Source organism: Streptomyces sp. HNM0645, from assembly GCF_030056615.1.
In the GTDB taxonomy this organism is placed as follows: domain Bacteria; phylum Actinomycetota; class Actinomycetes; order Streptomycetales; family Streptomycetaceae; genus Streptomyces; species Streptomyces marianii.
In genome coordinates this window covers 68161-81051 of the sequence record NZ_JASHLT010000032.1, presented here as the reverse complement: position 1 = coordinate 81051, position 12891 = coordinate 68161, and the positions used below count along the sequence as shown (strand labels likewise).

Below are 12891 nucleotides of genomic sequence, written 5' to 3'. Positions count from 1 at the left end.
GGTAGACGTCCTTCATCGACACGGTGGGGAGGTCGTCCCGTTTGCGGACGCGGGCGCAGAACTGGGCCATGACGAGGGAGTCTGCGCCGAGGTCGGTGAAGAAGTTGCCGTCGGCGGGGACCTGCTCGGTGCGCAGGACGCCGGCCAGCACCTCGGCGAGCAGCGCCTCGACGGGCCTGTCCGCGCCGCCTCCGTTGTCGGCCGGTGCCTCCGCCCGGGGTGTCGAGCCGATCCCGGCGGTGGTGGCGGGCCGTTCGAAGCTGTTGCAGGTCACGACAGTTCCTCCCGGATACGGCGGCTGCCGTCGGCCAGGAGCGCCGTCGCCGTGCGGCGGTCCCTGCCGTGCCCGGGAGCGGATGCCTGCGGACTGGACGTCCCAAGGTCATCGGTCGCCGGGCGGTCGTGTATCCATGAATTCATGAGTCGTTCACCTGCGGTCGTGCGACCCTCGCTCTGCCTTCTTCGGGGCTCGCATGTCGGATTCCTGTCGGAGGCGGTGGTGGCAGACGCCACGTTTTGCGTTTCAATCGCCTTCTTATTCCAGTAGGCACGATCGAACGATTTCTGTCCTGCTACTGGAGTTCGTGGCTTGACACGGGTGACGGGATATGTGGCCCCGTCTGCCGGGCGGAACCGCCGGCTTGCGCGACGTGCTGCCCCAGGGCTGTCCCGCAGTCGCCTGCGGGCGCACGACGACAGCTGAGGTGCCTCCCGCCGCGTTGTCGCATCGCCCGACTACACCCGGCATGGGGACGACTCTCCGGCTTGCGATGCACCGGATCCGACGCCGCGCGCTGGTCCCCCGGGATTGCGGGACGGTCCTTACCGGCCGCGCACGGCTCTGGCGAGTCCCGAATTGCGGTGGCATGACGCGGGACTCCCCGCCCCGTTCACTGGTGGCATTCCGAGCCGCCCGGCTCCCGGATTTCCCGCGGCCGTACCGGGGACCCGCCGGTCGGCGGGGGAGTTCCGGCCGACTGCCGGATGGTTGAACCGGCATGTTCCTCGAATTGTGGTGACCAATGGGACACGTATCCGCTCCGGCCGTGCCGTCCGCGACGACCGCGGACGACTCGCCCTTCCGCGCGCCGTCGACGGGCCGGATGATCGGCCTCGACCTCGCGCGCGGACTGGCGATCCTCGGCATGTTCGCCGCGCACGTCGGTCCCGATCCGTCGGTGGGCGGACCCCTGGGGTGGGTCATGGAGGTGGCCCGCGGCCGGTCGTCCGCCCTGTTCGCGTTGCTGGCCGGCTTCACCCTGGTCCTCCTGACGGGCCGCCCCCGGCCGCGCACGGGACGCGGCGGCCGCCAGGCGATCGGCCGCGTCCTGATCCGTGCCGCCCTCCTGATGGCTCTGGGGTACGCACTGGTCCTGCTGGACACCGACGTCGACGTCATCCTGTCCTTCTACGGTCTGCTCCTCGTCCTCGCCCTGCCGCTGTACCGGCTGAGCGCGGGGGCGCTCGCGCTCGTCGCGGCCTCGACCGCCCTCGTTTTGCCGCAGGTGCTGTACCTGCTGAGAGCCGCGGTCGACGGCGGGGACTGGTCCGACGCAGTCGTCGGTCTGGACCCCCTCGCACGGATCACCGGCTCGGACGGCTTCCTGGAACTCTTCGTCACCGGCGAGTACCCGGCCCTGACGTGGTTCCCCTTCATCGTGGCCGGAATGGCGGTGGCCAGGCTCGACCTCTCGCGCCGCGACGTGCTCACGAACCTCGCCTGCACCGGCGGGGCACTTGCCGTGATCGGTTACGGAGGGTCGTGGCTGGCCCTCCACGCGATCCCGGGGGCCCAGGCGGCTGTGAGCGCGGCCACGGACGGAGGCCCCGCCGCTTCGGCGTGGTGGTCCGACGCCGTCGGCGAGGAGTTCGCCCCCGGGCACCCGGCCTGGCTGCTGGTGGCCTCCCCGCACAGCCAGACCACCTGGTCCGTCGTCGGCAACACCGGCGTCGCGCTGGCCGTCCTGGCGGGATGTTTCATCGCCGTGCAGTTCGCGGGCCCCCGCGTCCGGCTGCTCGCACCGCTCGCCGCGGTCGGCTCGATCTCCCTGACGGCCTACGTCGGCCATATTTTCGCCATCCGTCTGCTGGGTACGGTCGACGGTGAGGACTGGGCGGCTCTGTCGGTGCTCCTCGGGTTCGCGGTCGTGGCCATGGCGACGGCCTTCCTGTGGACCCGCTTCTTCCGGCGAGGCCCGCTGGAGTACCTGCTGTACAACGCCACCAAGCCCGCCCGATGGATCGGCTGACCGGGCCGGCCGTGTGCCGTGCCGATCGGAGAAGGAGGCCGGAGTCATGAGTCTGCGCCTGACGTTCCTGTGCGCGTCCTCCGTCGAGGGAACCCGTGGCCCGACGTTCGGGGACGGCTCCCTGGACGGGCGTGCCCGGCGTGCGGCCGCGAACGCGAAGGCGGCCCTTCCGCCGTACTCCCTGGCCCTCAGGGCACCGTCGGCCCGCTGCGCGCAGACCGCCGAGGCCCTCGGTGTGGCGGCGGCGCCCGAGGACGCCCTGCGGGACATCGACCGCGGTACCTGGAGCGGGCGCACACACGCGGACATCCGGGCGGAGGACCCGCACGGCCTCTCCGCCTGGCTCACGGACCCCGATGCCGCACCGCACGGCGGCGAGTCCGTCGGCAGGCTGTGCCGCCGGACCGCGTCCTGGCTGGAGGCCCTGCCGGACGACGCGGGGCGCGTGCTGGCGATCACCGAGGCGTCCGTCGTCCGAGCGGCGCTGGTCCACGCCCTGTCGGCACCCGCCCGCGCCTTCCTGCATCTGGACCTGCCGCATCGGTCGGCGGTCACTCTGACGAGGCGCGACGGCCTCTGGCACGCCGGGCTCGGCGACCCGGAGGTCCCACGACAGCGGGCGTCCGCCGACGGCATCGCCTTCGTCGGCACGACCGCGTACGCCGCTCGCCGGTAGTCCGGGGCGGGCCGCGACACTCGGGCGAGCGTTCGATTTCCGTACCGGCCTCCTGCGCCTCCGTGCCCCGGTCCCGCCGTCCTGCGAGGGCCGACCCCCGACCCGTCAGCCTGCCGGTGGTGCACCTTCCGGCTGTGAACCGCCACGCCCGATCCGCACGCCCAGCCCGTCCAGCAGCACCTCCAGTGCCGCCCGGAACACCCGCTCGCCCGTCATCGTCGCCATGTGCGCCGAGCTGCGCGCGATCGACGGGTAGCGGGACGGGTCGGCGGTCACGTACTCACGGGTCCAGGCGGCCTCGTCACCCGCCTGCGCCGCCGGGTCGAGGGTGGCGAAGGCCGCGTCCATCCCGGACCAGGCCAGGGTGAAGTCGCCGTACACGCGGTGCAGGAGCGCGGACTGCCCGGGGTCGCAGCCAGCCTCGGCGAAGGCGGTCAGGATGTGTTCGACGATCCGCATCTCGGCGGGCCGCCGTGTCGTGCGGTACGTCGCGACGACGGCGGCCGCCGGATGCCGCAGGGCCGTCTCCCGGGTGGCGACCGCGAGGTCGCGCAGCGTCCTCCGCCAGTCACCGGGGGTCGGCGCGAAGGTGTGGAGGATCTCCTCGAAGAGTCGGTCCGCGAGCAGCAGATGCAGTTCGTCCTTGTCCGCGACGTGCCGGTACAGCGACGACGGGTCGACGCCGAGCCGTGCCGCCAGCTTGCGCACGGTCAGCGCCTCCGCGCCCTGTTCGTCGCAGAGTGCCAGGGCCGCGTCGACGATGATCCGCGCGTCCAGGACCACCTTGGGCGGCCGTCCCCTGCCCCGTACCGCCGTGCCGTCCGATGCCATGCGCTCGATCAGACCAGCCGACGGCGCCCCGGGGCAAGCCCGCGCCGTCACCCGGAACATATTTTTCCCACAGTGTTGACTTATTCGCTCGGTGGGCGCTTTCCTTCCCTCACCCCGGACCGAGGAGGACCGCGCATGGACGACGGCCAGATCCCCCGTCATGACGAGTTCCGCAAGTCCCTCCGCACCCGCCACGGCGTGGTCATCGCCCTCGCCAACATCAGCCCCACCGTCTCCATCGGCATCGGGCTGGGCTTCCTCGCCGCCGTCGCCGGCACCTCGCTGCCCGCCGCGTTCCTGCTGGCCGCGCTCCCGATCCTGGCGGTCTCCGGCGGCTACGCCCGACTCGCCGCCCGCGACCCCAACTGCGGGACCGCGTACGTCTGGGTCCGCCGCGCCCTCGGCCCCTGGACCGGCTATCTCACCGGCTGGACCGCGGTCGCGACCAACATCATGTTCCTTTCCTACGCAGGTCAGCTGACCGGGCAGTTCACTCTCCAACTCGCGCATGAGGCAAGGCTGTTCAGTGCGGAGTCGACCCTCGCGGTCACCCTCACCGGGCTGCTGTGGACCGGTCTGATCGTGGTCGGCGCGGTGCGCGGTGTGAAGGGCGCGACCGCCGTGCAGTCGGTACTGCTCGGCTTGTCCGCGGTGGTCGTCCTGACCGTCGTCGTCACCGCCTTCGCCCGCGGGGACGCCGCGCCCGTTCAGCCGTCCTGGTTCTCGCCGCTCGCCTTCCCCGACCCACTCACCCTGCTCGGGGCGACGGTCCTCGCCGCGTACATGTTCTGGGGCTGGGAGAGCGCGTTCAGCGTCGTCGAGGAGAACGCCGAGGCGCGGTCCTCGGGCCGGGCCGGCCTGATCGCGATCGTGGTCACACTGGTGCTGTTCCTGATCGGCGCGACCGGCTTCCTGCACGCCCTCACCCCGGGGCAGCTCGCCGACCCCCTCGCCGGGATCACCGAACTCTCCCGCACCTTCTACGGAACCGGCGGCGCGATCGCCGCCACGACCGCGATGCTCGCCGCCACCGTCGCCTGCATGCAGTCCTCGGTGATCGCCGGATCCCGGCTCACCCTGGCGATGGGCCGCGACGGGGTCCTCGGCCCCGGCTGGGCCCGGCTGCACCCGACCCGCAACACCCCGGTCACCTCCACCCTGCGCACCGCCGGGATCGCCGTCGCTCTCTCCCTGGCCGGACTGGGCGTCGGCGAACTCTCCGAGGTCGTCCTCGCGGTCGTCAACTCGGTCGGCATCCTGGTCTCGTTGATGTACGGCATCGGCGGCTGGGCGTGCGCGGTCACCTTCCGGCACGAACTGCGCGGCGGGCGCCTCCGCGACATCCTCGCCGTGGGCGTGCTGCCCGCGCTCGGCGGGACGACGCTGCTCCTCCTCGGCGGACTGGTCGCCCACCAGCAGTGGACGTCCGTCGACCACATGGCCCTCGACCCGGAGAACGGGCGCTTCCTGACGGCCCTCCCGCTGGGCACCGTCCTCCTCGGCGTCCCCGCCGCGCTCTGGACCCGCTACCGCCGCAGGGCGGCCTACTTCACCCGGCCCGCACCCCCGCTCGCACCCGCGTCGGCGTCCCGGCCCGCACCCCCGTCCCCGCCCGCACCCCTGCCCGCGCACCCGTCCCCGTCCGCACCCCTGCCCGCGCACCCGTCCCCGTCCGCTCCTCCGTCCACGTCCAGCACCCCGCCCCCCGGAGTCTCCGCATGACCACCGCACCCGATCTCGTCCTCCTCAACGGCACCGTCTGGACCGCCGGGCCGGCCCGCGTCCGCCACTCGGCGCTCGCGGTCAGCGGCGACCGGATCACGGCGGTCGGTGGCGACCGCGAGATCCGGGAGCTCACCGGAGCCCGCACCGAAGTCGTCGACCTGGAAGGGCGGTTCGTGCTCCCCGGGTTCACCGACGCGCACGTGCACCCCGTGATCGCCGGCATCGGGATGCTCGGCTGCGACCTGTCGGACGCGCGGGACGCGGACGCCTACCGCAGGATCGTCCGCGAGTACGCGGACGCGCATCCCGAGGAGGAGTGGATCGTCGGCAGCGGCTGGTCGTTCGACGCCTTCCCGGGCGGGCTGCCGCCGCGCGGACTGCTGGACGACGTCGTCCCGGACCGGCCCGCCTACCTCGCGGTCAGGGACGGGCACTCGGCGTGGGCCAACGCCCGCGCTCTCGCCCTCGCCGGCATCGACCGCGACACCCCCGACCCGGCCGACGGCCGGATCGAGCGCGACCCGGGCGGCGAGCCGACCGGTGTGCTGCACGAGGGCGCCATGGGCCTGGTCGGCGACCTCACCCCGCCCGTCACCGCAGCCAGGGCCCGCGCCGGACTCCTCGCCGCCCAGGCACACCTCCACTCCCTCGGCATCACGGGCTGGCAGGACGCCCTGGTCGGCGCGTACGGCGGCTGTCCCGACCCGCTCGGCACCTATCTGGCCGCTGACGCCGACGGATCGCTCACCGCACGCGTCCGCGGTGCGCTCTGGTGGGACCGGGAGGCCGGACCGGAGCAGATCGAGTCGCTCGTCTCCAGGCGGGCGAAGGCCGCCGCGGGCGACGGGAGGCGGTTCACCGCGGGCAGCGTGAAGATCATGCAGGACGGGGTGGTGGAGAACTTCTCCGCGGCCATGCTGGAGCCCTACCTGGACTCCTGCGGCTGCCCCGGCGACAACCGCGGACTGTCCATGGTCGACCCGGCACTGCTGGTCGAGGCGGCGGTCCGCCTCGACGCCGAAGGCTTCCAGATCCACTTCCACGCCCTCGGCGACCGCGCCGTCCGCGAGGCCCTGGACTCCCTGGAGGCCGCCGTCGTTGCCAACGGCCACACCGGCAACCGGCATCACCTGGCCCATCTCCAGGTGGTCCACCCCGACGACATCGCGCGCTTCCGCACGCTGCGTGCCACCGCCACCATCCAGCCGCTGTGGGCCGCCCACGAACCCGCCATGGACGAGCTCACGCTGCCCTTCCTCGGTGCTGAGCGCGGCGCCCTCCAGTACCCCTTCGGCGCGCTCCACGCGGCGGGGGTGACGATCGCGGCCGGCAGCGACTGGTTCGTCTCCAGCCCCGACCCGATGCACGGCGTCCACGTCGCCGTGAACCGCCGGGTCTGGCCCGAGGAACTGGGGGAGCCCGAGCCGCGCCCCCCGTTCCTGCCGCACCAGCGCCTCGCCCTCACCGACGCCCTCGCCGCCTACACGGCCGGCTCCGCCTGGGTGAACCACCAGGACGAGGCCGGCGTCCTCGCTCCCGGGCGGCTCGCCGACATCGCGGTCCTGGACCGGGACCCGTTCGCCGTCGACCCGGCCGAACTGCACGCCGTCCGCTGTGTGACGACGTACGTGGGCGGCGTCCGGGTGCACACCGCGGACTGAGACGGCGGCCGGGCGGGCGACGGGAGGAGCGGGCACGGCCGGCCGTGGATCCCGCCCGGCCGCGATGCCCGGACCGCGCCCGGCCGGACCCGGCGCCCCGGCCGAGCCCGGGGGAAGGGGACCGGACCGCTCCGGCCGACACGGTCAGCCTGCGAACGACTCCGCGTACGCGGCGAATGCGTACGTGGCATCGAGGCTGCCCGGCCGGGGCGGGTCGTCGGGGTCCCAGCCCCGGTCGCGGTCGTCCATCACCTGTGTGAGCAGCGGACGCCACCTCGCTTCCAGGTTCCGGCACGCCCACTCGAGGGCACCGCGCTTCGACGCCACCCTCCCCGTCTGCAGCGAGTACAGCACGCGGCAGTAGGTCGTCACCGTGTAGCGCTGGGTCCACGCCAGATCGAAGGACGCCCAGGTCCTGATGCCCCGCAGCACCTCGGGCAGATCCGCGCGCATGGCGGCGCGCAGTGCGTCCGGCGGCACCTCGTCCACCAGATCCGCGATGGGCGGACCGGCGAGCGTGATGCCGTGGTTTCTGAGGATCCAGCGGGTGTGAAGGTTGTTGCAGTGGGTGTCCCAGATCAGCTCACGGTGCCCGTGGTCGCAGAACAGCCACGGCACGCCGAGCCCACCGGCGTCCCGCAGGGACGCGGTGTCCGCGTACGAGCCCTCGATGTGTTGTGTCCAGAACCCCGGACGGGCCGGGATCCCGTCGTGGAGACGGCGGAGCTCCGTCTCCGCGTCCCCCCGGGGAAGTTCGGTGGTGGCGACGATGAAGTCGCAGTCGCTGTGCGCATCGCCGGCACCCAGCGCGAAGGAGCCCTGGACGTAGGCGCCGACGAACGTGTCGCCGAGGAGGTCGCGTACCGCGTGGGTGAAGCCGGTCAGGAGCGCGTTGAGTTCCGGGAAACGCGTGAACATGGGGGATCTCCGTGCCCGTTGGAAGGAATGGACTGACGGGCGCGGCGAGAGTGAGAAGGCCGTCGCCGCGCTCAGGCGCGGCGGACGCGGTTCGCGGAGAAGCAGTGTGACGTCACGCTGCGGACGGTATCCATCGAGAGCCCGGCGGTCAAAGGGCTTTCCGAGGCCGAAGCCCGGGCCGGGGTTGAAGTCCGCGCTCCGCGCTCCGCGGTCCGCGATCCTGTCCGGAAACCGCCCGTCCGGCCGTTCGCCTCGCCCGGGACACCGCTCACCGCAGCAGGAGGGGCGACGGCCGGAGGAACGACACTCCGAGAAACGGCGGCCGGGCGGCCTGTGGCTGGATATCCACGGCCGCGGTACCCATAGGGTGATTCCATGTCTGACAGGTTGAGTCCCACGAGGGCCCGTGCCGCGCTCGGAACATCGGCCNGATATCCACGGCCGCGGTACCCATAGGGTGATTCCATGTCTGACAGGTTGAGTCCCACGAGGGCCCGTGCCGCGCTCGGAACATCGGCCCGGGTGTCGGTCGAGCTGCTGCTCGTCTCCGTGATGTCGGCGGTGGCCCTGTGGCTGCTGGGCCGGATGTGGTCGATCGTCTGGCCTCTCGTCGTGGGCCTCCTCCTCACCACGCTCACCTGGCCCTCGGCTCGGCTCCTGCGCAGGTACGGGTGGCCTCCCGCCCTCGCCGCGTCGGCCGTGACCGTGCTGTTCCTCCTGGTCGCCGCAGGCGTCGTGGCCCTGATCGCGGTGCCGGTGGCAGCTCAGTCCGGCGAACTGTCGGAAGGCGTCGTCCAGGGCATGCAGAAGGTGCGTGAGTGGGCCGCCGGACCGCCGCTGAACATCGGCGACGACCAGATCACCGGTGCCTTCGACGCCGCGGTGGAACGCATACAGGACAGCGCGGGCAGTATGGCCACCGCCGTCGTCACCGGTGTGGGCACCGTGGTCAACGGTGTCGTCACGGCGGTCCTCGCGCTCTTCCTGATGTTCTTCTTCCTCAAGGACGGCCCCCGGTTCCTGCCGTGGCTCACTCGTCAACTGCCCGGCTCACTGGCCACTCACGTCCCGGTCGTGGCCGCGCGCGGCTGGAACACGCTGGGCGCGTTCGTGCGGTCCCAGGCGTTCGTCGGCCTGATCGATGCCGTCTTCATCGGTATCGGTCTGTGGATCCTGGGAGTACCACTGGTCCTCCCGCTCGCCGTGCTGACCTTCGTGTCCGCGTTCGTGCCGATCGTGGGTGCCCTGTTCGCCGGCATGGTCGCGGTGCTCATCGCGCTGGTGTCGAACGGACCGACGGACGCGCTGATCGTGCTGGCGATCATCGTCGTGGTGCAGCAGCTCGAGGGCAACGTGTTCCAGCCGATGATCCAGGGACGGGGCCTGGGCCTTCATGCCGCGGTGATCCTGCTGGCGGTGACACTGGGCGGCAGCCTGGCGGGCATCGTGGGCAGTCTGCTCGCCGTACCGGTGGCCGCGCTGATCGCGGTGGTCTGGAACTATCTCCGCGAGCAGTTGAGCGAGCCGGACCCGGCCGCGGAGCGGGAACCGGTACCCAAGGCCGCACCCGGGCCGGAGACGGAACCGGGACCCGGCGAGCCGCGGACCGGCGCCGCCGCCGTCGTGTCGTAGCACCTCCGGTCGGCCCGCGTCCGAGCGGGCCGCCGCCACAGGCGCCCGCTCGGACCCCCGCCCCGAGTCCTTCGGGAAGTCCTCCCCGCAGCCGTCTCCGCCGCCCTGTCCGAGACCCCTGCCGAGGTTCGTGGTCCGCTGTCCGTGACACAAACCACAGAGGCCGAGTGACCTCTTTAATGAGAATCCTGAATGCGTATTTGATAGCGTCCTTGGTGTGCGACTCACCAAGTTCACCGACCTGGCTCTCCGGTCCGTCATGCGCCTCGCGGTCTGCGCCGACGACGAGGTGCTCACCACCCGAGAGGTGGCCGAGGCGATGGACGTGCGGCACACCCATGCCGCGAAGGCGATCACGCGCCTCCAGCACCTGGGAGTGGTCGAGGCCCGCCGGGGTCGCGGGGGCGGGCTCGTCGTGACCGACTTCGGCCGGCGGGCCTCGGTGGGCTGGTTGGTGCGCGAGCTCGAAGGGGAGGGGGAGGTCGTCAGCTGCGACGACCCGCCCTGTCCGCTGCGCGGGGCCTGCCGGCTGCGGCGGGCGCTGCGTGACGCCCAGGAGGCGTTCTACGCCACGCTGGACCCACTGACCGTGGCGGATCTCGTCACCTCGCCGACCGGGCCCGTGCTCGTCGCCCTTGCCGGACCTCCGTCGCGGTAGCCGCTTCCATCGGGCCGGCGCCGTCCCGTCGCGACCTCGCGGGCTGAGGCGCACCGCCTTCTAAAACACGAAGATCGTTTACCTATTTAGGAGTCATCTGTGCTCTCGGAACAGGCCACGCCCGTCGTCCGCGCCACTCTGCCGGTGGTCGGAGCCGCCATCGGAGACATCGCCGAGCACTTCTACCGCAGGCTGTTCGACGCCCGTCCCGAGTTGCTGCGGGACGTGTTCAACCGCGGCAACCAGGCCAACGGGGAGCAGCGGAAGGCGCTGGCGGGTTCGATCGCCGCCTTCGCCGGAATGCTGCTGGAGAAGCCGGACGCCCGACCCGACGCGATGCTGGCGCGGATCGCGAACAAGCACGCCTCGCTCGGGATCACCTCCGACCAGTACAAAATCGTCCACCGGCACCTCTTCGCTGCGATGACCGACGTGCTCGGAGAGGCGCTCACGGACGAGGTCGCCGCCGCCTGGGACGAGGTGTACTGGCTGATGGCCAACGCCCTGATCGCCCTGGAGACGCGGCTCTACCAGGAGGCGGGCGTCGCCGAGGGCGAGGTCTGGCAGTGCATGGAGATCACCGAGCGCCACCAGGAGACGCCCGACGTCGTCTCCTTCCTCATCCGTCCCCGCGACGGCCGCCCCGCGGGGCCCTTCCGGCCCGGCCAGTACGTGAGCGTCCAGGTCGAACTCGCCGACGGTGCCCGCCAGATCCGCCAGTACAGCCTCTCCGCCGCCCCGGGCCGGCGTGACTGGAGGATCAGCGTCAAGCGGGTCCGTGACGGGGCCGGACCGGACGGGGAGGTGTCGTCCTGGCTCCATGAGCACGCGCGGCCGGGCGACGTCCTGACCGTGTCGGTGCCGTTCGGCGACCTCGTGCTGCCGGAGGACGACGGGCCGCTGCTGCTGGCGTCCGCCGGGATCGGGAACACCCCCGTACTGGCCGTGCTCGACCATCTGGTGTCCACCGGGGCGGGCCGCGCGGTCGTCACGGTCCACGCCGACCGCACACCCGCCGACCACGCGCACCGCGAGGAGCAAGTCGCCCTGGCGCGAGCCCTGCCGGACGGCCGGCTCCACCTGTGGTACGAGTCCCCCGGCGACGGAACCCCGGAGGCCGCGGTCGGCCGGGCCGATCTGGGCGGCCTGGAACTCCCGGAGGACCTGACCGCGTATCTGTGCGGTCCGCTGCCCTTCATGCGTGCGGTGCGCGGCGAGTTGCTGCGTCGGGGAGTGCCCGCCGAGAGGATCCACTACGAGGTCTTCGGTCCGGACCTCTGGCTCGGCCGGTAGAAGCCGAGCGGTGGAGCCGGTGTTCCGGAGCCGCGGTACACCGGCGGCACGGTACTCGCCTTGCCCTGCCGCGGACGGTCCTCGCCGTACCGCGAAGTCCTCGCCGTACAGTGCGAGGAGAAGCGTACTCCGGCCGGCTCGAGGGCATCGTGAGGACCGTGCCCCATCGGGAACGGCCGCCGGGCGCCGAAGGCGCCGTGCGTCACGAGGCGTCGTGGGGTGTCGGCAAGCCCCCGCAGCCGTCGCCGGTCGCCGGGATGCCTCGGCGTCCGAGGAGTCGCATCGTCCGCGTCGGGCGTGAGAGCAGGAGGAGCCGGGCGCGAGAGTGGAAGGAAGAGGTACGCCGCGTATGAACCCCACCTGGGCGGCCGTGGCCGCCGCGGCCGCCTTCGTCTGGTTCGGAATGGTGCTGGCCATCTCGTTCCTGGAGGCACCGCTGAAGTTCCGGGCGCCCGGAGTGACCCTGCGGATCGGTCTCGGTATCGGCCGGCTGGTCTTCCGCGCGCTCAACCGCGCCGAAGCGGTCCTCGCCGCCGTGCTGGTCGTGGCGGTCGCCGCCGGAGGCCCCGCCGCACCCGTCGTGGCCCTGACGATCGCGGCCGTGACGCTGCTCGCCGTACAGCTCGCCGCTGTCCGGCCCGTGCTGAACCGCCGCTCGGACCGGGTGCTGGCGGGGGAGGACGTCCCACGCTCCCGTGCCCACCTCGTCTACGTCGCCTGCGAGGCGGTCAAGGCGATGACCCTGCCGGCGCTGGGCGTCGCGCTGATGCCGGTCTGAACCCACCCAGGCGTGTTCCGAGTCCGACGGTGCGAGCGGACGTCCGGCCTTAGGTCTCGTACACCGGGGCGGTCGACCTCCGCGACGCCGGAGGGACACTGGGCGGCGACAGTGCATGTCGCACTGTCACGCCGCCGGGGACGTCGAAACGCCCCGGCCCCGCGCGTCGCGTGGCGCGGGCCGGGGCGGGCTGGGTGGGCGTCAGCCGGCGGCGCAGCCGTTGCCGCTGGCCGGGTTGAGCAGGCTGACGACCCCGAGCGTGTTGCCGCAGACGTCTGCCGGTACGTGCACCGGGGCCTGCAGGGCGTTGCCGGACAGGACGCCCGGGCTGCCCACTGCCGCGCCCTGGGCGCCGGAGTCCGCGACGGCGCTGCCGACGCCGGCGACGGCACCGGCCAGGGTGAGGGCGGTCAGGACGGACGCGGTTCGCTTGCTCATGCTCGATCTCTCTCGTTGGGGAGGGGTGGAAC

At 72.4% G+C, this 12891-nt stretch carries 12 protein-coding genes; 8 read left to right on the top strand and 4 right to left on the bottom strand.

Features of this window, described 5'->3' with window-relative positions; all coding sequences use genetic code 11:
- On the bottom strand, positions 1–274 hold a 274-nt coding region (locus tag QMZ92_RS22315), incomplete at its 3' end, for an acyl carrier protein (RefSeq protein WP_283299173.1).
- Positions 275–1022: 748 nt separating this feature from the next.
- On the opposite strand from QMZ92_RS22315, the gene QMZ92_RS22310 reads away from it, so the two are divergent.
- Both QMZ92_RS22310 and QMZ92_RS22305 read left to right on the top strand, forming a co-directional pair.
- Positions 1023–2249, top strand: a complete 1227-nt coding sequence (locus tag QMZ92_RS22310) for an acyltransferase family protein (protein ID WP_283299171.1) — start codon at positions 1023–1025, stop codon at positions 2247–2249.
- A gap of 46 nt (positions 2250–2295) precedes the next feature.
- The gene (locus QMZ92_RS22305; RefSeq protein WP_283299168.1) at positions 2296–2925 is read left to right on the top strand and encodes a histidine phosphatase family protein; all 630 of its coding nucleotides are present in this window, start codon (positions 2296–2298) and stop codon (positions 2923–2925) included.
- 105 nt (positions 2926–3030) lie between these two features.
- Here the strand turns inward: QMZ92_RS22305 and QMZ92_RS22300 are convergent, their stop codons facing one another.
- On the bottom strand, positions 3031–3756 hold the full coding sequence (locus tag QMZ92_RS22300) for a TetR/AcrR family transcriptional regulator C-terminal domain-containing protein (RefSeq protein WP_283299167.1): 726 nt from the start codon (positions 3754–3756) through the stop codon (positions 3031–3033).
- A gap of 135 nt (positions 3757–3891) precedes the next feature.
- Here QMZ92_RS22300 and QMZ92_RS22295 point away from each other — a divergent pair, with 135 nt between their 5' ends.
- Positions 3892–5478 carry an APC family permease gene (locus QMZ92_RS22295; RefSeq protein ID WP_283299166.1) on the top strand — a complete coding sequence of 529 codons (1587 nt, stop codon included), beginning with the start codon at positions 3892–3894 and terminating at the stop codon, positions 5476–5478.
- Positions 5475–7142, top strand: coding sequence for an amidohydrolase (locus QMZ92_RS22290; RefSeq protein WP_283299165.1), 1668 nt, complete (start codon positions 5475–5477; stop codon positions 7140–7142). The genes QMZ92_RS22295 and QMZ92_RS22290 overlap by 4 nt, the downstream gene beginning before the upstream one ends.
- A gap of 144 nt (positions 7143–7286) precedes the next feature.
- Here the strand turns inward: QMZ92_RS22290 and QMZ92_RS22285 are convergent, their stop codons facing one another.
- Complete coding sequence (locus tag QMZ92_RS22285; protein ID WP_283299164.1) at positions 7287–8060, bottom strand: aminoglycoside adenylyltransferase domain-containing protein; 774 nt, start codon at positions 8058–8060, stop codon at positions 7287–7289.
- Positions 8061–8525: 465 nt separating this feature from the next.
- Between QMZ92_RS22285 and QMZ92_RS22280 the strand changes: the two genes are divergently transcribed.
- The 4 genes from QMZ92_RS22280 (at position 8526) to QMZ92_RS22265 (ending at position 12421) form a co-directional block, all read left to right on the top strand.
- Entirely contained in the window at positions 8526–9692 is a 1167-nt protein-coding gene (locus tag QMZ92_RS22280) for an AI-2E family transporter (protein ID WP_283299163.1), read from the top strand.
- Positions 9693–9909: 217 nt separating this feature from the next.
- Positions 9910–10350 (top strand): nitric oxide-sensing transcriptional repressor NsrR, encoded by a 441-nt coding sequence (gene nsrR / locus QMZ92_RS22275; RefSeq protein ID WP_283299162.1) that lies wholly within the window; start codon positions 9910–9912, stop codon positions 10348–10350.
- Positions 10351–10449: 99 nt separating this feature from the next.
- Positions 10450–11643, top strand: a complete 1194-nt coding sequence (locus QMZ92_RS22270; RefSeq protein ID WP_283299161.1) for a globin domain-containing protein — start codon at positions 10450–10452, stop codon at positions 11641–11643.
- 349 nt (positions 11644–11992) lie between these two features.
- On the top strand, positions 11993–12421 hold the full coding sequence (locus QMZ92_RS22265; protein WP_283299160.1) for a hypothetical protein: 429 nt from the start codon (positions 11993–11995) through the stop codon (positions 12419–12421).
- Between the two features lie 201 nt (positions 12422–12622).
- Here QMZ92_RS22265 and QMZ92_RS22260 read toward each other — a convergent pair whose 3' ends face one another.
- Positions 12623–12859 (bottom strand): chaplin, encoded by a 237-nt coding sequence (locus QMZ92_RS22260; RefSeq protein WP_283299159.1) that lies wholly within the window; start codon positions 12857–12859, stop codon positions 12623–12625.
- Positions 12860–12891: the final 32 nt, after the last annotated feature.

Coding starts and splice junctions, on each gene's coding strand:
- QMZ92_RS22280 (WP_283299163.1), top strand. CDS start 8,526: ATGTCTGACAGGTTGAGTCCCACGAGGGCCCGTGCCGCGCTCGGAACA.
- QMZ92_RS22290 (WP_283299165.1), top strand. CDS start 5,475: ATGACCACCGCACCCGATCTCGTCCTCCTCAACGGCACCGTCTGGACC.
- QMZ92_RS22295 (WP_283299166.1), top strand. CDS start 3,892: ATGGACGACGGCCAGATCCCCCGTCATGACGAGTTCCGCAAGTCCCTC.
- QMZ92_RS22285 (WP_283299164.1), bottom strand. CDS start 8,060: ATGTTCACGCGTTTCCCGGAACTCAACGCGCTCCTGACCGGCTTCACC.
- QMZ92_RS22265 (WP_283299160.1), top strand. CDS start 11,993: ATGAACCCCACCTGGGCGGCCGTGGCCGCCGCGGCCGCCTTCGTCTGG.
- QMZ92_RS22310 (WP_283299171.1), top strand. CDS start 1,023: ATGGGACACGTATCCGCTCCGGCCGTGCCGTCCGCGACGACCGCGGAC.
- QMZ92_RS22260 (WP_283299159.1), bottom strand. CDS start 12,859: ATGAGCAAGCGAACCGCGTCCGTCCTGACCGCCCTCACCCTGGCCGGT.
- QMZ92_RS22300 (WP_283299167.1), bottom strand. CDS start 3,756: ATGGCATCGGACGGCACGGCGGTACGGGGCAGGGGACGGCCGCCCAAG.
- QMZ92_RS22305 (WP_283299168.1), top strand. CDS start 2,296: ATGAGTCTGCGCCTGACGTTCCTGTGCGCGTCCTCCGTCGAGGGAACC.